This window comes from Actinoalloteichus spitiensis RMV-1378, from assembly GCF_000239155.1.
Classification (GTDB): Bacteria; Actinomycetota; Actinomycetes; order Mycobacteriales; family Pseudonocardiaceae; genus Actinoalloteichus_B; species Actinoalloteichus_B spitiensis.
The window spans coordinates 1-1,052 of the sequence record NZ_AGVX02000861.1; the positions used below are offsets into that span (position 1 = coordinate 1).

Here is a 1,052-nt window from a genome sequence, read left to right on the forward strand (position 1 = left end):
GGGGGTGGGCGGGCCGGCGAGGACGGCGCCCCGAACCCGGCGCCCGCGCCGCCCGGGTGCCCCGGTGCGGGCGAGCGCCAGCGCCGGACCACCCCCGGCAGGCGTGCTGCCGGGAGGAGCCCCGCCAGGTCAGCCCAGTACCCGGTCGATCCTGGCGCGCACGTCGGCCACCAACGCCGCCTCCTGCGGCACCAGGTAGGAATGGCCCCCGTCGAAGACCCGCAGGTCGAAACCGGACGCGGTCGCCGAGGCCCACGCCCGGACGTCCTCGACGCGGACGACCGGGTCCGCCGCCCCCGTGTAGGCGACGATGGGCGCGGTCACCGTGCGGTCCACCGGGGCCCGGTAGGTCTCCACCAGCCGGTAGTCGCCCCGAATGGAGGGCAGTACCACCTCCCGCAGGCTGGGGTCGGCGAACAGGGCGCGGTCGAGCTGGCTCAGCCGGCACACGTCCGCCAACAGAGTCTCGTCGTCGGCGTAGGCCAGCCCCCGTGGTCGAGTCCGGCCCGGCCCCGCCCGGCCGGACACCAGCAGCAGGGGAACCCGCACGTCGTGCTCGGTCTCCAGCCGCGCGGTGACCTCGTGGGCGACGGCCGCCCCCATGCTGTGCCCGAACAGGACGACCGGCAGGTCGGTGAGCGGGACCAGCTCCGCCACGACCCGGGACACCAGTTCGGACATCCGGTCCACCACCGGCTCACCGATCCGGTCCTGCCGCCCCGGTGGCTGCACGGCGAGCACGTCCAGGTCCAGCGGCAGCAGACCCGGCCAGGAGCGGAACTGGTTGGCGTTGCCCCCGGCGGAGTGGAAGCACACCAGTCGGGCCCGGGGGTTGACGGCGGTGCGGTGGAAACGCCGGAACCACAGCGACTCGGTCCCGGTGGTCGAGGTTGTCACGGTGGGCATGCCTTCCTGGGTGGCGTCAACGGCGGGAACCCAACCCCCGGACGACGCGACTCGCCGACCGTCACCGGACGGGCACCCGGGGTGATATCCCGGGCACAGTGAACCCAACCACCCCGTCCCCCGTCCAGCCCGCCCCGCCCCGCCCG

1 protein-coding gene is annotated in these 1,052 nt (G+C 75.1%); it reads right to left on the reverse strand.

What is annotated here, in order from left to right:
- Positions 1-129: 129 nt before the first annotated feature.
- A complete protein-coding gene (locus ACTIDRAF_RS0226135) occupies positions 130-906 on the reverse strand; it encodes a thioesterase II family protein (protein ID WP_016701578.1) in 777 nt (258 codons plus the stop codon).
- Positions 907-1,052: the final 146 nt, after the last annotated feature.